This is a genomic window from Pseudobdellovibrionaceae bacterium (genome assembly GCA_020635075.1).
Taxonomy (GTDB): domain Bacteria; phylum Bdellovibrionota; class Bdellovibrionia; order Bdellovibrionales; family UBA1609; genus JADZEO01.
In genome coordinates this window covers 614738-635734 of the sequence record JACKAM010000001.1, presented here as the reverse complement: position 1 = coordinate 635734, position 20997 = coordinate 614738, and the positions used below count along the sequence as shown (strand labels likewise).

General features: G+C 50.2%; 16 protein-coding genes. 7 read left to right on the top strand and 9 right to left on the bottom strand.

Annotated features, from left to right (window positions below):
- Positions 1-20: 20 nt before the first annotated feature.
- The 4 genes from H6624_02715 to H6624_02700 form a co-directional block, all read right to left on the bottom strand.
- Positions 21-674 (bottom strand): DUF4956 domain-containing protein, encoded by a 654-nt coding sequence (locus tag H6624_02715; protein MCB9083224.1) that lies wholly within the window; start codon positions 672-674, stop codon positions 21-23.
- A complete protein-coding gene (locus H6624_02710) occupies positions 671-1471 on the bottom strand; it encodes a polyphosphate polymerase domain-containing protein (protein MCB9083223.1) in 801 nt (266 codons plus the stop codon). Before H6624_02710 ends, H6624_02715 begins: the two co-directional genes overlap by 4 nt.
- Positions 1468-3141, bottom strand: a complete 1674-nt coding sequence (locus H6624_02705) for a CotH kinase family protein (protein MCB9083222.1) — start codon at positions 3139-3141, stop codon at positions 1468-1470. Before H6624_02705 ends, H6624_02710 begins: the two co-directional genes overlap by 4 nt.
- Positions 3142-3311: 170 nt before the next feature.
- Positions 3312-3461: a hypothetical protein gene (locus H6624_02700; protein ID MCB9083221.1), complete on the bottom strand. Its 150-nt coding sequence runs from the start codon at positions 3459-3461 to the stop codon at positions 3312-3314.
- Between the two features lie 62 nt (positions 3462-3523).
- Here H6624_02700 and H6624_02695 point away from each other — a divergent pair, with 62 nt between their 5' ends.
- Positions 3524-3694 (top strand): hypothetical protein, encoded by a 171-nt coding sequence (locus H6624_02695; protein ID MCB9083220.1) that lies wholly within the window; start codon positions 3524-3526, stop codon positions 3692-3694.
- A 558-nt stretch (positions 3695-4252) separates the two neighbouring features.
- Here the strand turns inward: H6624_02695 and H6624_02690 are convergent.
- The 4 genes from H6624_02690 to H6624_02675 form a co-directional block, all read right to left on the bottom strand.
- A complete protein-coding gene (locus tag H6624_02690) occupies positions 4253-5209 on the bottom strand; it encodes a hypothetical protein (GenBank protein MCB9083219.1) in 957 nt (318 codons plus the stop codon).
- Positions 5206-7038 carry a hypothetical protein gene (locus H6624_02685; GenBank protein ID MCB9083218.1) on the bottom strand — a complete coding sequence of 611 codons (1833 nt, stop codon included), beginning with the start codon at positions 7036-7038 and terminating at the stop codon, positions 5206-5208. Before H6624_02685 ends, H6624_02690 begins: the two co-directional genes overlap by 4 nt.
- A complete protein-coding gene (locus H6624_02680; protein MCB9083217.1) occupies positions 7038-9182 on the bottom strand; it encodes a hypothetical protein in 2145 nt (714 codons plus the stop codon). Before H6624_02680 ends, H6624_02685 begins: the two co-directional genes overlap by 1 nt.
- A gap of 422 nt (positions 9183-9604) precedes the next feature.
- Positions 9605-10765, bottom strand: a complete 1161-nt coding sequence (locus H6624_02675; protein ID MCB9083216.1) for a C1 family peptidase — start codon at positions 10763-10765, stop codon at positions 9605-9607.
- A gap of 319 nt (positions 10766-11084) precedes the next feature.
- On the opposite strand from H6624_02675, the gene H6624_02670 reads away from it, so the two are divergent.
- The 5 genes from H6624_02670 to H6624_02650 all read left to right on the top strand — a co-directional run bounded on the left by H6624_02670 (position 11085) and on the right by H6624_02650 (position 18227).
- Positions 11085-12710 carry a serine/threonine protein kinase gene (locus tag H6624_02670; GenBank protein MCB9083215.1) on the top strand — a complete coding sequence of 542 codons (1626 nt, stop codon included), beginning with the start codon at positions 11085-11087 and terminating at the stop codon, positions 12708-12710.
- Positions 12711-12724: 14 nt separating this feature from the next.
- Entirely contained in the window at positions 12725-14182 is a 1458-nt protein-coding gene (locus H6624_02665) for an amidohydrolase family protein (protein ID MCB9083214.1), read from the top strand.
- A gap of 113 nt (positions 14183-14295) precedes the next feature.
- On the top strand, positions 14296-15396 hold the full coding sequence (locus tag H6624_02660; protein ID MCB9083213.1) for a hypothetical protein: 1101 nt from the start codon (positions 14296-14298) through the stop codon (positions 15394-15396).
- Between the two features lie 180 nt (positions 15397-15576).
- A complete protein-coding gene (locus H6624_02655) occupies positions 15577-16458 on the top strand; it encodes a hypothetical protein (protein ID MCB9083212.1) in 882 nt (293 codons plus the stop codon).
- A 140-nt stretch (positions 16459-16598) separates the two neighbouring features.
- On the top strand, positions 16599-18227 hold the full coding sequence (locus H6624_02650; protein MCB9083211.1) for an ABC-F family ATP-binding cassette domain-containing protein: 1629 nt from the start codon (positions 16599-16601) through the stop codon (positions 18225-18227).
- On the opposite strand, the gene H6624_02645 is transcribed toward H6624_02650, so the two are convergent.
- Entirely contained in the window at positions 18224-18931 is a 708-nt protein-coding gene (locus H6624_02645; protein MCB9083210.1) for a response regulator transcription factor, read from the bottom strand. The genes H6624_02650 and H6624_02645 overlap by 4 nt on opposite strands.
- Positions 18932-19375: 444 nt before the next feature.
- Here H6624_02645 and H6624_02640 point away from each other — a divergent pair, with 444 nt between their 5' ends.
- A complete protein-coding gene (locus tag H6624_02640; GenBank protein MCB9083209.1) occupies positions 19376-20905 on the top strand; it encodes a hypothetical protein in 1530 nt (509 codons plus the stop codon).
- Positions 20906-20997 lie beyond the last annotated feature (92 nt).

Below are 20997 nucleotides of genomic sequence, written 5' to 3'. Positions count from 1 at the left end.
CGTTAACAATTAAACAAACACTATGCCGCGACAGAGAAATCCACCTCAGATGGTTTGTCGAAGTGAATGCGAATCTCTGCTGTATCATTGAGAAAGTTGATTTCCACAACATCGACTCGTACAATATTCAAACCCGTGCGCCGCCGCAGATCCGCGTAGAGTTGCGCCTGGTTTTCTGGCCGAATCAGATCAATTTTTTCATACCGAACGGTTTTAACGCCACCTCTCTGCCTGTACCAAATCCGATCCAGGTAGTAGACAAGGCCAACCACAAATGCGTTGGTAAAAATGAGTTCTGCATGGGACACTTCGGAGTTCGCCAAGGCATTTATCACTGCCACGACAATTACGAGAAAAAGATAGGTCATTTGCTTAATCGGCACTTGTTCCGTTCGGTAGCGAATGATAGAGAATACGGCAAATAGGCCGAAGGCAAAACCAATCTTAAGCTTTACTCCGCTCATCAGCAGACAGATGAGAAAGGTTGATATGTTGATCAAGCCAAGAGCAAAGACATAATTGCGATCCCGGTAAATCGGCAAAAAGATGCCCTTCACGATAAAGGCGCACACAGTAAGGTTAATTGTCAGTCGATAGAGCAACTCACCCATCGACGCAAAGTTGATCAAATGGCTTCCTAAAAATTGAATTGATTCCAAGTCCGTGACTGTCATGACACCTTCTCCACGTCAGAGTTTAAATAGCTTCTAATTCTTGTTTTAAATTCATTTGATTTTATGTCCGGGTTGAGCAGCCCGACTGCCAGGCAATACTTGCTCATGCCTGAGGGGAGAATTCCCAATTTTTTCGCCACCACCTGAAACTCTGACGGCTGGGCCGCCTTTTCTCTTTTTAACTCGGCAATGACCAATCCACATTTTTTCTCCACCTTTCCTCCCGTAATCTCGGATTTAAAGCAAAGATCCAAATCTATGGTCACTCTTTCTCCGTCCTCAGGATTGGCAAGGGTAATCCTTCGGAAGTTGGTCCAAAGCGTGGGTATGAAATTTCTCACCCCGATCTCTAGATCTCTTCCCATTGGCTTCAGGACCTCCTGATAGGCGGGAGCATCCAGTACGTATGGGACTTCCGCAATCAACTTTCGGGTTTTTTGGGTCTTCCCTTTGTTCGATTTGAATTTGACCTCCAAAAAGATTTCACCGCTGTCTAAGTAGCGACGAACCCTGACCTTGTAACGGTTCTTCTTACCGTTGTGATGCTGTCGATAGAGAAAGAAGTCAGGGGTATCGAAGTAGAGGGTGTTATATTTGAAGCTTCTCTGCCCCTCTACCTCTAGAATTCTATAATGACGAGAAAGACAAATGAGGAGCGGGAGAAGCTTGCCTTGTTCAAATACAAACTTGATGTCGTGCCGATTCAACAGTTGAATAGTGTCCATTTGCGCTAAACCGATCCCTTGCATCTGGCGAAGCATCTTTCCCAAAATCTTTTGATAGTTGAGGTTTTTCATTGCCCACCACCGGGAGGTTGCTGCCCACCACCGGGAGGCTGCTGCCCACCGCTGGGAGGCTGCTGTCCACCGCCGGGAGGTTGCTGTCCACCGCCGGGAGGTTGCTGTCCACCGCCGGGAGGTTGCTGTCCACCGCCGGGAGGTTGCTGTCCACCGCCGAGAGCGCCTGTTCTTAGCCACTGGCAGTCCTGGGAGGCATCCCCCGGATAGTTGTAGACCACTTGCACATTGGCTTTTAGGAAGTTGACCCGGTCACGAATGTAGCTCGTAATCCCTGAACTTCCCCGAGTGGACGCAGACAGAGAATATTGGCCTGGTCCACTCCATCGGCAAAAGCAGGAGCTGTTCCCCGTTGTAAATCCATCCTCAAAGCAATTGTGTCCCTCACTGCCACACTGGAGATTCCCGTCCTGCCGCACATATGGATCAATGAGATCAAAAATCGATTGAGCCAGTGTCTGTGTCTCTACTGGATCAAACACGCCCCCGGCGATAACGGAGTTGGCAATGTGTTGCCGATATTGTTCTCTCCACTCCGGCACAGTCATGACCAAATGGACGAGAATCGGCATTCTTTCAGGAGCCGACATCCCCGGAGAACACCACTTCCACTGGATCAATTGATCTGCTGTGGCCCCATTGGTAAAACCCCCAAAGGACTGATTCAAGTCCCAGGGGATGATTTCCCAGTAATCCTTCCCGCTGGAGATGGGATTAACCGGGTTGTTATAAATGTAGTAGTTATGAGCCATGGAGGGGTAAGAGTCCCAGTTGGTCAGAATGTTGCCAACGGCCAGATAGCGCAGAAATAAATCCACATTAAAAACCTGGCTCAACTCAGACTGAATTCGGGAGGCGTCACTTTGTCCATTGTTATAGAGGCTCTGAATCAGGGTGATAAATGACTTGATGTCCGAATAGTCACCATCTTCTTCGTTGGTCCGCTTCTGGATGTCGACTTCCGATGCCCCATCAGTCCAGCAGGAAAGGTCCGAACAGCGACCCGACTTGCCTATTTCGGGCTTATACAAGTTACCCCGAGAGGCCTGATTTCCATAACGGTCACGCAGAAATCTCACATCCACCTGTTCCACATTGGCGTAGAGACCAAGAAGTTGAGCTTCTTTACCATCACCTATATCGATGTAGAGGTTAATGTAATTGCAGCGCGAGGACGGCAGACCCATCTCAGCAAAAATGCTATAAGCCAGGCACTCCCTCATCATCGATGGATCGTTAAAGCTATTATTGAGGTTGAGCTTCTTTAGGCCATAAAAGAGATTGCCCTCTACATACTCCTCGAAGTTAATCTTAAAGGATTTCTTCTCCCAGAATTGGGAATAGGAGGAGTTGCCCTTAAAGCGAACTCCAACGCTTGGCCACACCTGCCCCTCGTAAATCAAGTCTGCTTGGGTATAGATATAATCCAGGTCAAACCCACTGGGCCCACTCGAGTCAACAAAGTCCTGTAGTACCTGCCATTGCTCCGAAGTAAACTGAATGGTGATGTCCCTTACTTCGCCAGGGTCATATACCTTCTCGTAGTTGGGAGTTAATACCTGATAGTTGACACCTTGATCCGGCTGGGGAGCGCAGCCAAACAGAACACACAAAAAGCCACCCATGCCTGCCCTAGCGAGCACAGCACCCGTCCGTGTAGTGAATTTCATTCTAAACACACCCTTTAGTAATTGAACACGCAGGAAGCGCCCAAGCTTCCTGCAACCACCCTCAGTTCAGCTGGGTGAGAAAACGTTCCGACTGGAAAACCCATGGATTGAACTGAGACACTAAGCTAGCAACACAGGGGATTTGAGAAAGTTGCGCAGATTTTTTTGTCTCAATTTGAGACAGGCTGGGTCGTTTCCTGAGGGTCATTTGAATCTTCGTCCTCGGGCTCAGAGAAATAGCCAAAGGCAACAAGGAGCAGAATCACTAGGATTAAAAACCAGTCCCGCTTTTTAAAGGCAACGACGTTGAGAAGCTTCATCCCCTGATTCTAGGCCTGCTCGGAGAAGGAACCAAGTCCAGATTACTCCTCCACCGGAGGGGATGGGGGCAGTGGTGGCGGCGGTGGCGGCGGTTTCGGAGGCTGAGGACTCGGGGTGGGTGGCGTCGGTGGCGAGGGTGGGTTTGGTCCCGGCGGCTGCGGATTTGGAGGGTTGGGGTTTGGCGGTGTTGGTGGCGACGGTGGAGAAGGAACAACCGGACACCTTTGATTAGAGGAGTCAATGGCAGAACACATAACTAGATCTGCTGGGCAACTATTTGGGCGGTTGGGCCCCGTGGAACAGTAACGATCTCCAGCGTCCCCAAGTTTATGATCAGGGGTGAACTGCGGGTCCGCAGGAGGAGATCGCCAATAGTCCGCCGAAGGACAGCCCTCAAAACAGCACTGTCCACGACGCTTGATCAGGCGCGAGATAAAGGACTTCACAATCAAATCGCGTTTACACCCACGGGAGCGAATACCACAACAGTATTTAGTCACATTGCTGCCATCAACGCACTTAACGAACGAGGTCGTCGTATAATAGGTCTCCGTTGAGCCTACAGAGTAGCGACATTGAAAAGGCGTCGGCCGGCGCACATCCTCTGGGCAACAATGATCCAGAGTCGTGCCCTCAGTACGCGGACAGAAATCGTCTTGCTTTTGACGCCGATCCTCGGTTTTGCAATCCGGATAGGACTTGGCAAATGCTGAGGTACCCAATAGCAGAGTGGTCACAGCAAGGGCGTTCGCGACTATCAGTCCAAAGATCTTAGTCAAATTAATCATCACTAGGGCTCCACTTCCCCGGCCAGTTGGAAATCCCCCTGCCTCAAACCAATGGGCTGAAACATGGCCTCCACCGAATGAACTGCTTCAACGGATCGGTACCAAACTTTGGCGTTTCCATTGCCAAGAATGGGGCGAGTCTTAAACACCATAAGAATGATATTACCCTTTTGGCGATGAGATCTTTCAATCCCTTCCCTCGTGTTATCCTGGGGGTCAATATACTCCTCAGTGACCACAAGGGGAACCTGTTTCAGATTAATCAGCCAGGATTGTCCAGCGCAACCTTTAGCCCCATCGGCCAATTTGTTCACTTCCACCAAAGTCCGATGTTTTTCAGGCAGGTCCTGGTCAAAACGTCGAATCTCTGTCCCCTGCTGATACTCTTCACGATTAATGACGCCATCTCCATCCAGGTCATTGCCTTCATCATCGATTCCGGGAAATCCACCTGCACGGATTTCCACCAAATCGATCACCCCATCTTTATCCGAATCCAAACCTTGATCGGGATGATCGTAAAGCTCATCTAATCTTGCGGCCTTGAGATCGCACTCAGAAATTCCCAGGGCATTTTCCCGGCCGTCACACTGAATATCCATTGCTCCACAATCAGACTGCCCGGTGGAGTTTAAACACAGGCGATCAGATAGGACTCCCTGAGATCTATAATTCAGGGGGTCAAATCCCAGCTTGGCCTCTTCAATATCCGGCAGCCCATCACCGTCAGAGTCGTGCTCCAGGTGGCCCTTGTAAACTACCGCGTTGAGATTAGAAACCTGAAAGGACACCAAAGTCTGATCTTCCGGAAGACAGAGAGTTTCTTTGCCGTAGACAAAGGACGATACCCTTCTATCCTGCTCCAACTTTTCCATCAGTCGGACATCCGAGCAATTCAGCACCAGGACAGACAGGAATACTAGGACCGAAGATCTGGCGATAATGCAATTCCACCTCATTGCGCCACCTCCCCGATCAGGCGAAAGTCACCAGACATCAGATCCGTTGATCCAAGAGGTATGAGTCTTTGCCTCAGGATAGACTGGCCCGTCCCATCCAGGGCATTGATCAAATCTTCCCGGTACTGATATCGCACCTTCTGGTAGGTGCCATAGAATCGACTATTCTCAGTTTGAGCATTCACGGCATTGAGGCGATAAAACAAGAACAAAACATGAGTATTCTCTTCGTGAGAAAAACTAGGACTGAGGCCCTGTGATGCAGATCGATTGGGTGCCACCGGAATGTGCTCAAGCTTCATCTGCCAGGCGCCGTAGCTACAATCCGGATCGCCATCAACCTGCCCCACGTACTCCGTATGAATCCTCGCGGTCTCGGCAATGGTCAAAGGCCCTTCTTTGCCGAAGGGATCAGTGCCCGCGAGCAGCTCCGCCCTGGTCGCCACCCCATCGCCATCAGGATCTTCACTCATGTCAGAAAATCCTGGGTCTGTGCCTTTGAGAATTTCCACCAGATCAGGCATCCCGTCTCCATCGGAGTCGAGCCCCTGGGTTGGTCCCTGACTCAGCCGATCAAGACCCAGAATCTTTATGTCACAGTCGCTAAGGCCTGTTTCTTGAGAAACACTTGGGCTGCAATTCAACTGATCGCGCTTGTGCCGGCAAATATCTTTGCCCCCAATACGCTCACAAATACCATCCAAAACCCCAAGTGCCTGACTGCTGCGTGCAATTTGAGGATCAAATCCTTTGGCCACCTCTTCCTCGTCACTCAATCCGTCCATGTCACTGTCGGCAACAAGCTTATTCCCGCGACGAACCGTGGTCAGATTGATGGCCATCACAAAGTCCGCCTGATAATCGACGGCCGCCTGACTGGCCACTGCTCGACAAAGCGCCTCTGGGAAATCAGCAACGCTGGACAGTTCGATGGCCTTACCTGTATTGCCATAGCGGGCAATCGTGTTGAGAAACTCGCTCTGGGCCGATTGATTGGGACCATAACTAATGCCGTGAATTCTCATGGTCTTGTTCTTGGCAATTCCTAATTGCATTAAATAGCTGGTGTAATCCTCGATTCCCGACAAATAGCAATCCTGCCTCTCTGCCTCCGGCAGACGATTGCAGCCTTTGTTATATCCATCGTTGGGAGTGCCATCAGAGATCATAAATAAATGATAGTAGTCCGTGCCTATATGGCGGTCTGACGTCAACTCCTCGGCGATCAAACTTTCGCTACAGGCAAGAGCAGAATTGTAGCTAGTGGCACCAAGAACCCCGGGCCAATCATTGGAAGTCAAATAATGTTCTGTCCACTGCTCGTACCAAGGCCTCTCCTCCATCTGCACCTGCTTAAACGAGTCGACAATACCGGAGGCCACCCCTGAATTGCCAAACTGGGAGTTACAAGACAGACTCTTCTTCGGACCACTCTGAATAATAGTGCCGGCAGTATGACTCATCCCCATGATCGCAAATTCATTTCCGCTCTGCGCCGCGCAGCCATTGAGGAATTCCTTAATGTAATCGAAGCGCCGTCCATCAATATCGGAGTTTTTACTGGGGTCCCAGTAGCTCATTCGCTGCCCCTCGGGGCCAGCCCGATGATCCCAGCCACCAATATTGGAAACAGACATATCAATCATGAATACGAACTTGGTGTTGCGAGCTGGCTTTAGATCCGTCTGTGGGCAGATGGATGATTTCACCAAAAAATCCGCCTGAGACACCAGGTCCTCGTATTGAGGCTGCACCAAACGCACATCTGAACAAGAGGACAATCCGAGAACTAGAGTCGCAATGAGGATAAGGTCAGTTATTCTTACCATTACTGCCCTCCTCCGCTATTGTAGTTGATGTCCATGACCCTCATCAGTTCAAAGGCCGACAGGTCCAGCTGAAGCCCTCGTCCAGAACTTGATTCCGACAGGTGGAATTTCATGATTCGCCAACTGGCTAGCTGGGGCTGGCTCTCATCAACCATCCGTGCCAGCACCAAAATTCGATTGGTCAATGGTTTCACACTACAGTTGAGGAGTTGATGCCTCTCGGGAATCTGCACCGTGGCCACATTGGTAAAGTCCCGATTCAGCCTGCTCAGGAACAGAGTGTCTCGCGACATCAAATCAAGAGCCGGCATGGGAGCGGCCAGGATGTTCTTCAGCTGAACATGAAAGAGCTCCACCATCACTTGCCCTAATTCCTCGTCCTCAATGGTCTCGATATCCATAAAGTCGATGGCATAACTGCCCCGCTGATCTGCTTGGACTTCCCCATAGTAGTGCTTGGGACCAAGTCCAGCTGCAAAGTTGACCAGATTTGGAACTCCGTCACCGCTGGTATCCAGATCACGGTCACTTCGCAGGGGATTGAATCCATACATCCACTCAAAGAAATCTGGAATAGAGTCGCCATCCGTATCGAAATCGAAGGGATCTGTACCCAAGATGATTTCCTCGCATTGGTTCAAACCATCTCCATCCGAATCCAACTGGGGATCACAGGCTGAACCATAGGCAAAACTGCGGCAGCGAGGGGCAAAGGATTGGCGGGCCATTAGACTATCCAGGCAGTAGCCATTGGTTCGACTCTGATGAGGATCCAGTTGCAGACTAATTTCCTCAGAATCAAACAGCCCATCCCCGTCCGTGTCCACTCGCACCTGACCGTTTTGGTCCAATCGAACATTGGGATTGAGAATAAAAAGATTGGTCATCTTAAAGAGTTTTGTCTCAGACTCGGGAGCCGCCAAATCAAAGGGTGGCTCCGAACTCGATAGCTCCCACAATCCTATGTGACTGTGACGATCTTCTGCCATCTCGGCCAGTGTTGAAAATACGCCGGTGTTGTCCGGATCGGCCTGGGCCACCCGCTCCGGCTGAAGTTGTATCAAGTCAAGCTCGACAAGACTAGAACCATAAAACTTTGGCAGGCTTTGAATCAGCGAAAGCTTGAGGTCAAGAGCGGCCATACTATTCAAGCTGGGTTCTCCCCACGCTCGCTTCATGGAAGAAACCAGGGACGAACAATACCCAGGCAACTCCTGGCCATCGCAGTCGTCATTGATGGAGAGAACGTCTTGAATGTTTTGACCAATGGGCGTCACCAAACCATCACTCAAGTAGATGACCTTGTAGGTGGCTTGGGAGAGCAGGCCCAGGTCGTTTAGGTGTTTCATGTCCTCATCCATGCGAATAAACACGTCGCTAAAGACCTGTCCGGGGGCTGTCGTTCCCATGCCCAGTTCAGTCCACCGTCCCTCTTTGCCTTGATCCAGGACCAAATCGATATTCCTTTGCGACTCACCCCTCAAAAAAGAAAGTGTCTCGTCTACAGTAGAGTCGTTAAGGCCGACAAATCGTCGTTTAATGGGATCAAGGTTATCCAGGTGGGCCTGAGCCACCCCACCGGAAACTGGAACCAACATAATTTGCGTGTTCTTTTGTGCCCGGGCGGTCAGCCCTCTTCTCAGCTGTGTAACCCAGGTCTCCACCACGTCCAGCCGGGCCCCCTCAAAGTCGTTACCCTTAAATGTTCCGTACTGCATTCCAAATTGATAAGGATCTGGGACGATTTGCCCACCTGGGCTGGTCGGCAATTCGGGATCCACATAGCATCCACGAGCGGCCGCTCGGCCATCGTTAATGTCTGAGCCAGTATCTTTGTTTGGGTCATAGGGCTTGTAAGGAGTCAGAGTTTGAAAGAAAGGCTTGTTGCCCACATCGAAGGGACAAGGACCCGAGATCATCGACTTGGACATATCGACCAAAATCACATACCGGCGGATTTGCTCGTAGTCTGTCGGGGGATAAAGTCGAAATGGGAAACCCCGGCTTTTGAACTCCGTTTCATAAACGGGTGCCTTAAGGCGCACGTCGGAACACTGCTGGTTCGTGGCCAACAGGGACGTAAGTAGCATCACCGCTAGCCACAGGGGCCGACGGGTGATTTCCCGTTTCCAATGGACAAACATCTCTATCTCCCTACCTGACAGAGAATTACGAAGAACTAATTGGATAGACCTGCATTGGCGGGCTAGATAATCCCGTCAAATCACGTGTGCTCGCAGGTATAATGGAATGACCGCACTCTCGCAGAAAAATCGCTGGCGGCGATTATCCCTCTTCCCTTCTGCTCCCCTTAACAAAACGCATAAACCTTCGAAATCTGAGTAAATGCAATCTTGGTTCCCCCCAGAAAATCGAGAGGCAGGAGAATAAGGGTTTGGGCATGAGCAACGAATGGGCGGCTGTTGAAAAAGTGCTCATATTGACACACCTTATTTCAGCCGCTCCATTGTCTCAGGATGATACGGTTGACATCAAACTACCGGGGCCTTGATCTATGATGGCGACCCATCTGAGATCAACAATTACTAAGGCCTACCTCAAAAGCCTAGTTGTTGCTTACTCTCGTCAACGGCATACGAAAGAACGTCCCATACTCATGAGCATATTTCTGAGTGATCATGCCATATCCCGGATAAGACCGTCCGCTAAAGCTAAAATCCCGACCGAACCCATCTTTGCCCCAGGAGTTCTTAAAATAATAGACGCCTGTGTAAGTAAACGTCTTCGTCGAGCCGTCAGTCATCCGCACTCGCGTACGGACCGTTTTCTCGTTGTCATAGCCAACAATAACAATGGAGTGACCGGCTTCCTTGGTGGGAGACATAACTGAGTCTACGGAACCTGGCTCAGGATAACCAACAATGCCCTTGTACCAATTATTCATGTCTCGAGGCATACCCAGGTCCGGGGCTGTCCGGTGATTCCATGAGCCGTAGTAGAACCCTGCTCCCATCGTCAAGGGTTCACCTTGATCGAGAGCCTCCTGAATCTGATTCACATATTGAAGTATGTAATCCCGGTCTGAATAATTGATGTAGGTCTGTTTGACTTCCAAAGCAGCTTCTCTAGCTCTTTGAAACTCCGGATCATAGAGACCGCTATTGACATCAAGAAGCTGAGCATCCGTGGCATGCAGCAAACTGGGATCTCGGTGTCCAAGCAGACAGGATGAAAACGGAACTCCCCTCAAGTGACCACAGCGCTCAATCGCCAATGGCGGTAGATCATCGACCTTCCAGGTACGGCCGATATAGGGCAGCAACTGCTCATCGGGCATACCATGCTGATTGATCAAATCAAAATTTCTCCAGGAGTTTGAACCGTCCGTCGTGCGATTACGAGTCGCTAAATACTCCAACCACTCCTCCGAAAGGTCCAAGGTTGGAACCAAGTCAAAGATGTTAACCAAATGAAATTCTAAAAGAGCAGTGGCGGAAAAAATCGAGCACGTGCCTCGCTTTTCCTGTGCCCGAACTGGAGTCTGCTTTTTGATTAAGCCTTCAACGTCGTTGCGGACAAGGGCGCGATCTAATCGCCGTGACTCCTCTGGACCTGAAGTGGGGGGAGAATACTTAGGGGGCTGGTGAACCGCGTAAGGGGGATCAAGATAAGCTCCCTCAAAATCCTGTTGGACATTGCCGGCCAGGGCAATCGAGGACACGATCCAAAACAGGATTATAACAACTCTGCTCCCAAGGTGTTTCATACTTACTCCCCGCGGGTAAAATTCAAGTTCCCGGTAGCCCCTATTTAGCTGTCTCCTGGGCCATTGTCATGACCCCTGTATCCAATCTGCACTAATTTCAGAAGCATCAATCTCCCATCCCACTCCCTCTACTTTCATCAAGAAAATGAGAAACTTTGTCACAGAAATTTCCTTATTTACCCCCTGTCCATCGTCGAGGCCTCCCTCCTAAAGTCTATCTAAAGAACGGAACTAGCCCTCTCCGGAGGCCCATCTATATAAATGCCAAAACCGGTTTAGCCGATAGCATTAATGGATGGGTTTACCTACTGGAGGGGATTTGGGACACCCACGGGTCGATAAATATCACATTCTAAAATCCATCGGTAAGGGTGGGATGGGTGAAGTCTACCTGGCGATCAATCCAGGTGTCGGTGGCATGGGTAAATTTGTCGCCCTCAAAAAGATCCGCCGCGAGTACACCTTGGACCGCAAGCGCACTAAACTTTTTCGCCGAGAGGCCCAGGTGGCGGTCAAACTCAATCATCCCAATATCTGCGCCATCTACGAGGTCGGCGAACACGATGGTGGGCTCTATCTGGTCATGGAATACCTTCCCGGAGTGGACTTGCGCCGGATATTTGAATACCACTGCGAGGGCGCGATTTCACTCGATGTCCCCGACATCATTCACATTGGAATTTCTGTGGCGGCTGGCCTAGCTTATGCCCATGATTTCATTGATCCCAAGACTGGCAATTCAAGTCCTGTTATTCACTGTGATTTATGCCCTCACAACATTAGGGTCAATTACGAAGGCGCTATCAAGCTTATTGATTTTGGCGTGGCCAAGGTGATTGGTGGAGACGCCAACACTCAGACAGATCCAGTCATGGGGAAGGTGGAATACATCAGTCCCGAACATGGAGAAGGCGCCACTCTTAATGCCCGCTCTGACATCTATTCCCTTGGCATCGTCCTTTGGGAGATGCTCAGCAAAAAACGCTACTACAAGGGCGATGGTCTCAATGCCATCCGTGCCCACCTAATGGGCGAGCAAGCCCCAAAGAACCTCCCAACCGAATTGCCCAATCAACCAGCTCTCCAGGCCATCATCAATAGAATGTTGTCCCATGACCCTGACAACAGGTATAAGTCGGCTGAAGAGTTAGAAGCAGAGCTTCGCCGTTTCTCCAACAAAAACTACCCGGATTATGTACCCAACAGTTTCCGCGATGCCGTGCAGGTGGCATATTCAGATGAAATCATTGCCCATCAAAAAGTGATTTCTGAATTTGTGGATTCCGTCGAGGCCCAGCCTCAACTAAGCCCAGCCGACTCTGTTCAGCCCGCTCGCATACTGACTCAGCCCAGAACCAACGAAATTGGCAACAGTAAAACAAAACCAACTGCAGAAAGCCTTTTTGAGGCCGTGCAGATCCTCAATGCAGCCAAGGAGAAGAAGGAAAAGAAAGAAGGGAGCCTACTCCTCCCCGCTCTTTTGCTGGTTCTCATTGCTTCCGCTTTTGTATTTAAGCATCCAGATGTTCAGGATTTTCTCTCAGAAATGAGCGCTCAGGAGGAAATCGCCGAGTCAAATCCTCCGCAGGATCAAGGGGAGGGCCCTGTAGGGGCTCCTGAGCAAAGAAGGCCATCTTCCAAAACACAAGGGCCAGCCCCTGATCCGGACAGCCGGGCAAATGCTGAAGCCAAGGGCACCGAAAAACCGATCCGGTCCAAAAAGGCCAAAGAGTACACCCGCATTCACATTGATTCTGTCCCTTCAGGTGCTGACATCTTGTTGAATGGCCGCAAGGCCTACCGTCGTACGCCCACCTACCTTCCGGTCGAACCCGGAAAAAGTTATTTGATCAAACTCAGAAAAAAGGGATACAAAGCCCATGAAGCCTATTTTGATCCAGAAGATGGGCCGGTGAAGATTCGCCTTAAAAAACGCCGTAAGTAAGAGACAGGTCGTTCGTGAAATTAAGCATCTTGGTCATTCTCTTTCTGTTCAGTCCTCTAGTTGCCCTTGGTAGCGACTCTTCCTTACTTGTTAGAAATGTCATCATCGTAGATCCATCGGGCGAAACAAGCCAAGACTCCCATGATATCGAAATCATCGACGGCCGCATATCTCGTATCGGCCAGCAGCTAAAATCCCAAGCTCAAACACTTATCGATGGAACTGGAACATTCGTTATCCCTGGCCTCATCGATAGTCACGTCCACATTAAGTCCGTCCCTGGAGCGGTATTACGTAAAAACTCAAAAGAGCAAATCGATTCCCTGCTGAATTGCAATCTGGGCATTCTTTTGGCCGCCGGAGTCACCACCGTCCTGGATGCGGCTTCCCCGGAGTCCCTCCTCCGGGAGGCCGAAGTCCTTAATTCCGGACGGAATTCTCCGCGGATTTTGGGCTTGGCCCCATTTCTATCTCCAGAAAAGGGTTATTTTACGTCCAGCATCGAACGTGGCCACACTTATGATGATCTTTGGCCCGCGGTCCGCTCTGCCGCTGAACTGAGCCAAATGTTTTCCAAAGCCAAGACACTTCACCCAGTAGGGGCCAAGGTCACTATTGAGAAAGGAATGGGACCCTTCGAGGTGTTCCCGGCTTTCTCTGCCGAATTCCGACGCGAGATTCAAAGCCAAGCAAAGAAGGCCAATCTACCTCTCTATGTTCACAGTATGTCCAATGAAGAACACGAACTTGCATTGTCGTTAGATCCACACGCCTTCGTCCACGCCGGCTACTATGATGAATCCCCTGACGAAAGTATCCTACGACAAATCTTACAAAAGAAGACCTACGTTATCACCACTGCAGCGATTTACAAAATGATGCTCCTCATGTGGGATCACTCTGAGATGGACTCCTCCTGGCTCCGCCAGCTCGTCCCCTCTCAGCAAGTCGCATCCGCAATGGACCAGGGCCTGCGTACGAAAGTCATTGAACAGATGGTGCTTATTAACAAGCCTTGGTGGATCCCAGGTTTTGTCGCCAAAGCCATGGCCCCCATCTTTATGAATCCCAATTCTATCCAGAAGAACCTCGACAACTCCCTTAAGGCTCTAAAGCAAATGCATCAGATTGGAATCCCTCTTGTTGCTGGCTCCGACTCAGGGAACTGGCCTCTGTGGACGAGCTTTTTCCACGGCGTAGGATTGATTTTCGAACTAGAACTCCTGGAACAGGCAGACCTTTCTCCCTTAGAGATCCTGAGGACGGCAACCACAACACCTGCGAAAATGTTCGGTCTTGAACAAGATCTGGGAAGCCTTGCACCAGGGAAGGTCGCCGACATGGTCTTTTTGAAAGAGAACCCTCTCAATGGAATGAAAGCACTCCGCCAGGTGAAATGGACCATGAGGGCGGGAAACCTAAAAAGCCCATCAGAATGGAGAAACGCCGCTTCATCCCCAGCTTGCCGGTGAATTCGCTCATTCGGCCCTTTAACTGGCGCATCATTCACTTCTTTTGCTTCGATTCCCATTGGTTCTATTGCTAGCATCGAATTCTCACAAATGAAGCCGAAGGGAATTACCTCATGAAACACTTGCTTTTAGTGATTGCCGCCCTTGTCCTTTGCCTGGGAGCCAGCGCCTCTGACCCTTTCAACAACTACCAATGGAACAAGGCAAACCATGAAAACAAAAGTGGCCTGGTGGATGAAAAACCCTGGTTTGAGTGGTGGTACTACAAGGTTGTCATTCCGGAGACAGAAAAAGCCTACTACTTCGTCTACGGCGTGGTGAATCCTTGGGATCGTGAGATGGGCCTGGAGAGCTCTCGTTCCTACATTGGCTTTGGCGACTTTGAAAAGCGTATCACGACTGACAACCACTACGCCATTGATGAATTCAATGCCCTTTACGATCAAACCTCAGTGAGTCTTCCCATGGGCTACGCCACGGACCAAACTCTGATCGGGCAAGTAACTGATGAAGGTGGTCGAAGTTTTTCCTGGGATATTGAGATTCAAAAAAAGTGGGCATTCAATGCCGAAGGATGGATTCTCGGCGCCGGTCTCACCGACATTGAATGGTATCCAGCTCAGGCCGATGCCCGTTGCTCAGGGAAAATTGTTTCCGATGGTGAGCTTGTGGAACTCAAAGACGCCCCCTGCTACCAGGATCGCAACTGGGGAACTCGCTTTCCCGAGTGGTGGGCATGGATCGTGTCCAACAAATTTGACGACCACCCAGATACCGCCCTGTCGATTGGTGGCGGCCAACCCCATGTGTTTGGCATTCCCAGTTTTTACGAAGGCGTCTGTATTGGCCTTAAACACAAAGGAGTGGAGTATAAGTGGCGCCCTATGGAACTGGACAGAGTGAAGGTGGACATCAACTTTGGACGCTGGGAAATCACGGGCGTATCGAGAGATCGAAAGAGAAAAATCACCATCTCCGCCTACGCTCCTCCGGAGGCTTTTATGGACCTGCAGTTCACCACACCGGAAGGCATTGTCTTCCATGACTACGAAGCTCTTCTCGGTCAGGTCGATGTCCAACTCTACACTCGTGAAGCCTTTGAAGACTGGGTACTTATTGAAACCCTGCACTCCGACTACACTGGAATCGAGTACGGAAGTGCCAATGAACACCAGGTGAAGAACTTATTTGGCAGCCATCTAAAGCTACAATAATTCGTTCTATTGGAGCTATTGACGACTCTTATGGCCGTTTTTGGTTCCCGCGTTTTTATTAGTTACAAAAAAACCAAGATACATTGCCTACAGCTCGCAATAGCGGGCTTTGGCAGGCATGGGATTTGAATTCATGAACTGCTGTGAGGAAGAATTGGCACCGCTAAGGAAGGAATCCTTATGGGCCAATTACTGCTCGTCCTCTTTACCGCCCTCCTCTTGAGCCAGCCCTGTGAGGGCCAAATTTTTTTCTCCGACACGGCTTGGACCAAAGATGTTCAAGTGGGCCCCACCACATACCGGGTGGTTCACATTCAACCTATTGTCAATCCGGATGGCCAGTGGCTGCCCAGTACCCGAAGGCTCATCGAACAGGCCCGCAACTTTGTGCTCGAGGAATACTTCAAGGCTCATCTTGTAGCCGAACGGGACTCGGGAATCATCGAGCTCATCAATGACGAATTTAGCAAAAAAAATGTTCTCTCCGTAATGGTGTACGAAAACCAAAATGACGGCAGGCCTTGGCGACTCGCTGGGCTCTTAAGAGGCTATATGGCTGACAAGGGCTCAGACGGGCGGCTGGCCCTGGAGGAAATGGTTCCTCCGCAGTCTTTGGAAAAAATTGGTCGTTCCCTCAGCGAAATGGGCCCTCACATTCCGGCCATGGAGCTGGGCAACTATGCCATGAACACCGGCCAGCCCGCCCTGGTCCAATCCCTCGTCACCAAGGGAATGGTTGATCTCATGGCCAAGCTCTTTGGAAACGACATGGACGTCTTTGTGCAAACATCAAAAGGCGTCCGCGAGGTCGCCTATCGCAGGTATTTCAACCTCAGCACTATTCACGAGTTTCAGGACCCACGTTTTGAAGATCGCGTCTCGGTCATCATGTACAACCGCCTGGAAAAAATTCGCGCCAAGACCGTGCAGCTTCACCGCCGTCTTGCGGAGAAAATGGGTATTTCCTTTGAGGAAATCGAACCCCCTGATCGATCAGCCACCATGGAAATCCAGGGAGGTTTGAAGCAGATCAAAGGCTGCCGGCAACTAGTGGCTCAATAGTGGGGTTCAAACGAAGATAGCCAGATCCAGGGTTCATTTCTAACTCCAATACTTGAAATTTTGAAGTCATTTATCTAAACTCCCCAATTCCTGATACCCAGGGGCTGGAGCCCCCAAATCAAACAGAAAGAGCGGAACCAGTGGTACATGCCTCCAATATCTCGAAACACTATGGCCCCAAAGTGCTATACAGGGAGGGTTCCTTCCAAATAAATCCGGGAGACAAAGTGGGCCTGGTTGGCCCCAACGGCGCGGGCAAAACCACTATATTTCGCTTGATCACTGGCGAGGAGTCCCCTGATGAGGGACAAATCACCAAACCCGACCGCATCACAGTTGGCTATTTTTCTCAGGACATCGGCGAAATGAGCGGCCGCACCGCCATTGAAGAAGTCAAATCCTGCAACCCGAGGGTACCCGAGGCTCAGAAACGGCTTCAAGAAATTGAAGCCCAACTCGCTGAACCCATGGACGACGAGGAAATGACCCGGATCCTGGATGAGTACGGTAACCTTCAGGCGGAATTTGAACGGCTCGGAGGCTACGATTTGGAATCGCGGGCAGCTGAAATCCTCACTGGCTTGGGAATTGGACCGGATGCCTATAACCGTCCAACTGAGAGCTTTAGTGGCGGATGGAAGATGCGCATTGCCCTGGCCAAAATTCTTCTGCTGAATCCTGATGTGCTGCTGATGGACGAGCCCACGAACCACCTAGATTTGGAATCCATCATTTGGCTGGAGTCCTGGATCACCCAATTTCAGGGTGCCTTGCTGATGACTTGCCACGACCGGGAGGTCATGAACCGTTGCGTTTCTCGAATCATCGAAGTGGCCCATCAAAAAATCACTACCTACGGCGGCAACTACGACTTTTACGAAAAAGAAAGAGAAGTCCGTGAAGCCAAATTGATCGCCTCCGCCAAAAGACAAGAGGAGATGTTGGCGAAGGAAAAAGAGTTCATTGCTCGCTTTGCCGCCCGCGCCTCTCATGCCGCTCAAGTTCAATCTCGGGTCAAGAAATTGGAAAAGATCGACATTATTGAGGTTCCCCAAGAAGAGCGCACCATGAGTTTTGAATGGCCCACTCCCCCGCGTGGTGGCGATGAAGTTCTCAAGGTTGAAGACCTTGGCAAAACCTATTCAACTCCTGAAGGCGGAGAAAAATTGGTCTTCCGTCACGCCAATGCTCTTGTTAAACGGCTTGATCGCGTGGCGGTAGTAGGCGTGAACGGAGCCGGCAAGTCGACTTTCCTCAAGATCATTACCGGCCAGGTTGAACCCTCCGAAGGCAAATACACCGTCGGCCCGAGCAATGAGATCGGTTACTTCAGCCAGAACTCTCTCGACGTTTTGAATCCTAACAACACAATCGTGGAAGAAATTGACTCCCGTCTGGATAACGCCTCAATGGGGTATATTCGCACTCTCTGCGGAGCCTTTCGTTTTTCGGGGGACGAGGCCGACAAGAAGATTTCAATTCTCTCTGGTGGCGAAAAAAGTCGAGTGGTCTTGGCTACCATTCTTGCCCGCCCGGTGAATTTTCTGGTTCTCGATGAGCCGACGAACCACTTGGATATCAAGTCCCGCGAGGTTCTTCTCGAAGCCATCAAACAGTTCCCTGGCACAGTCATGATGGTCAGCCACGACCGTCACTTCCTGCGTGAGCTTACCACGCGAGTCTTCGAACTGGACCAACACGAACTCCACATTTACGACGGCACCTGGGACTATTACCAGGAAAAGAAAAAGCAGCTGACCGGGAACTAATTAGAGTTGTCCTGATTTCCGATTTCTTCGGCCCAGTACCCGACATTGCGTCGGCTTTTGATAGTCAAATCCGCTCTCGATTTTTCCAGCTTTCTTCGCAGACTACTTACTGTTGCTTCGACCACATTGGACTCGACATCTGACTGAATTCCCCAGGCAATATCCAACAAGATCAGGCGACTAAACACTTTGCCCGGATGATTGTAGAATGTCTCGGCGAGAAGATATTCTTTATTATTTAACTTGAGCCTCTCGCCATCAACGATCAGGTCTTTGACCTTATCATCAAGAAGAACGTTGACCTCTCGACCCCACTGCGATTCATTCTGGCTTTGCCGTAGGCGACGATAAAGAATCTGCAAGCGCACAAGGAGCTCTTCCACATCAATGGGTTTGGTCATACAGTCGTCAGCCCCAAGGCGTAGAAGTCGGACCCTCTCCTTGGCACCGGGGACCTCTGCCAGGACCATAAGTTTTGCCATGGGCCACTTCTCTTTTAAAACGGGGATTGTCCGAGTGGCCGTCCTCAATTCAAAATCCTGATCCAAAACAATGGCATCCGGAACTGGCAAGGTTTGATTGGCAAAATAGGATTCGAGATCCTCATAGTTATAGAGGCTAAAGCAGGATAAGGCTTCCGCATTGAGGACACGATTGAGATGGTCAGAGAGTTTCGAACGGCTCTCCAGAAAAATCACATACATAGAACCCCGATCTGGAACGCTACCAGACCTGGGGTTCTTTTAAAATCAAATTTGTGGCCAGGACAAGTATTCCTGATGGCAGGGTCTATTTTCTGCCCGTGAACTTACTTCTTTGGGGTCCCAACGCCGCCCTTAGGCATAGGCTTTGCTTGGTCTTTTTTGGTATTGATGGCGCTAACCTGAGTTTTTCCGAGGTTTTGCTTTTGGGGTTGAGCAGCGGCTTTCTTTTGATTGTTCATTTTAGGAATCCTCCTTAATAAGTGATCCTTTTAAGAACATTCTGACCCACATTTGTGCCCCCTATATTAGGCGAAGATAAAATTCCTTAAGCTAACGCGCCGCCAGGCTATTTCCCTTCAAATTTCTTAATTTCGAACGGCTGCTGTCCTAAAATGAAAGAATAGCTTTCTTCTCAAAACCTCAAGGGATTCAATGCAAGGCGGAATGAGCGAAACCCAAAGGCTTGTCGACCAACTGAGCCAGTGGGAAGAATGGATGCGATCAGGCAAAGGCCAAAAGGTCCGCCAGGACCTGCGCGCTCTTAACCTGTCTAAGATTCCCCGCAGCCAGGCTCCCACGGTCGCCAACCTGGCCCATCGTCTGAATATGCCGAACTTAGCACTGCGCCTACTTAACCCCATCGTGCGCCCCAAGGGCCAGAGCCGATCGCCTGCCAACCCACAGGAGTGCGCCGAGTACGCAGTTGCCTTGATTCGCCTGGGAGCTCATCGCGAGGCCTCTGAGCTATTGGAGAGTAAACAGACTGACACTATTCCCCAGACATTACTCTACCGTGGCTTTAGCCACATGACCCGATGGCAGTACAGCAAAGCCATCACCTACCTCCGCCGATACATTATGGCCAAACCAGTGGACCCTTATCAAAAACTCATCGCTAAAGTGAATCTTTCGGCCTCCTATATTTTTGTTGGTAGGCATCAGGCAGCGCAAAATCTCCTGGAGAAAATTCTAAAGACAACGACAAAAAGAAACCTCAGCCTCCTCAAGGGTAACTCTCATGAGCTAATGGCTCAGGTCTGTTTTCACCAAAATAATTTCTTGCTCGCTCGTGAACACTTGGATTTATCCTACGCCTCGCTCAAGCACTCAAAGACCATTGGACACTTCTTCGTTAAAAAATGGCGTGTACTGCTGGATCTTAAAACCAGCCAATCGCCACAAAAGAATCTGGCGTCTCTGCGCGCCCTGAGGCGAGAAGCAACAAAAATAAAGCACTGGGAGTCTGTGCGCGACTGCGATTTTTATTTGCAGGAATTCAGCGGCAAGAGCGATCTATTTGATCACCTTTATTTCGGAACGCCTTACCTGGACTTTCGCAAAAGACTCCATCGCGCCTTTCCAGGCCATGGCCCCACTCCCCAACACTATATTTGGCATCCCGGCAGACTTTTGACTCATGAATCAAGCTACATTGATCTCCATACCGGGGAGGATCCCAGCAGGGAGATCAGGCTCAAGCCAGCCCAACTGCACCACCGTCTGCTGATGGTCCTCTCACAGGACTTCTACCGCACATTCGGCGTGGGAAATCTTTTCGGCCACCTGTTTGCAAATGAGTATTACAACCCCCTCACTTCACCAGACCGCGTTCATAAAGCCATTCAGAGATTTCGCCAATGGTGCAAGGAAGCTCAAATCCCACTTGATATAAATGAAGACCACGGTCAGTATCGACTCACAACCTCGGGCCCAATAGGTGTCCGGGTTGAAGCCAATAAAAGGATTTACTCAGCAACTGAAGTCCAACTCCAACGCCTCAAAGAGAAATGGAGATCACACCCTTTCTCCACCTCCCAAGCTGGTCAACTCCTGGATTTGTCCCCAGCCGCGATTCGTAAGTTGTTGGCGGACCTTAAAAACCGAGGTGCCCTGCATAGCCACGGGCGGGGTCCACGCCTCAGGCACACCTTTTCCCGCTCCACCCTGAGCCGTCTCCAATCCACAAAAGTCTAATATTGTAGATTACATAATATCTTATATCTTGTTGTTTTTACGTATTTTTTACACTTTTATCGCTATTTTTTGTCCGTCGATATCTGCGCCTG

What these genes read in the sequence shown, in the direction of transcription:
- H6624_02715 (MCB9083224.1), bottom strand. Translation starts at nt 674, where the DNA reads ATGACAGTCACGGACTTGGAATCAATTCAATTTTTAGGAAGCCATTTG.
- H6624_02710 (MCB9083223.1), bottom strand. Translation starts at nt 1,471, where the DNA reads ATGAAAAACCTCAACTATCAAAAGATTTTGGGAAAGATGCTTCGCCAG.
- H6624_02705 (MCB9083222.1), bottom strand. Translation starts at nt 3,141, where the DNA reads ATGAAATTCACTACACGGACGGGTGCTGTGCTCGCTAGGGCAGGCATG.
- H6624_02700 (MCB9083221.1), bottom strand. Translation starts at nt 3,461, where the DNA reads ATGAAGCTTCTCAACGTCGTTGCCTTTAAAAAGCGGGACTGGTTTTTA.
- H6624_02695 (MCB9083220.1), top strand. Translation starts at nt 3,524, where the DNA reads ATGGGGGCAGTGGTGGCGGCGGTGGCGGCGGTTTCGGAGGCTGAGGAC.
- H6624_02690 (MCB9083219.1), bottom strand. Translation starts at nt 5,209, where the DNA reads ATGAGGTGGAATTGCATTATCGCCAGATCTTCGGTCCTAGTATTCCTG.
- H6624_02685 (MCB9083218.1), bottom strand. Translation starts at nt 7,038, where the DNA reads ATGGTAAGAATAACTGACCTTATCCTCATTGCGACTCTAGTTCTCGGA.
- H6624_02680 (MCB9083217.1), bottom strand. Translation starts at nt 9,182, where the DNA reads ATGTTTGTCCATTGGAAACGGGAAATCACCCGTCGGCCCCTGTGGCTA.
- H6624_02675 (MCB9083216.1), bottom strand. Translation starts at nt 10,765, where the DNA reads ATGAAACACCTTGGGAGCAGAGTTGTTATAATCCTGTTTTGGATCGTG.
- H6624_02660 (MCB9083213.1), top strand. Translation starts at nt 14,296, where the DNA reads ATGAAACACTTGCTTTTAGTGATTGCCGCCCTTGTCCTTTGCCTGGGA.
- H6624_02655 (MCB9083212.1), top strand. Translation starts at nt 15,577, where the DNA reads ATGGGCCAATTACTGCTCGTCCTCTTTACCGCCCTCCTCTTGAGCCAG.
- H6624_02645 (MCB9083210.1), bottom strand. Translation starts at nt 18,931, where the DNA reads ATGTATGTGATTTTTCTGGAGAGCCGTTCGAAACTCTCTGACCATCTC.
- H6624_02640 (MCB9083209.1), top strand. Translation starts at nt 19,376, where the DNA reads ATGAGCGAAACCCAAAGGCTTGTCGACCAACTGAGCCAGTGGGAAGAA.